The following is a 216-nucleotide window of genomic DNA, read 5'->3' as shown; positions in this document are numbered from 1 at the left end:
AGGGGGCGCTGACGATGGCTGCATGGGACGTTCCCGCGGCGGCCTCACGACCAAGATCCATGCGCTCGTCGATGCCGAAGGCCGGCCGATCGACCTTGTCCTGACGGCCGGACAGGCACATGACGGCAAGCCCGCCGCCGCCATGCTCGACGCCCTCCAACCCGATGCAATCCTGCTTGCCGACCGCGCCTACGACAGCGATGCTATCCGGACGCT

The 216-nt window shown here is 68.1% G+C and carries 1 protein-coding gene; it reads left to right on the top strand.

The window, feature by feature from the left end:
- Positions 1-216: transposase (locus tag ACWGS9_RS35985; RefSeq protein ID WP_454509585.1), on the top strand; the 216-nt coding region annotated here is incomplete at both ends.

The sequence above is a fragment of the Mesorhizobium sp. Arg314 genome, assembly GCF_053714275.1.
Note: the sequence above shows the minus strand (reverse complement) of the source record. Positions and strands in the feature narration are given on the sequence as shown.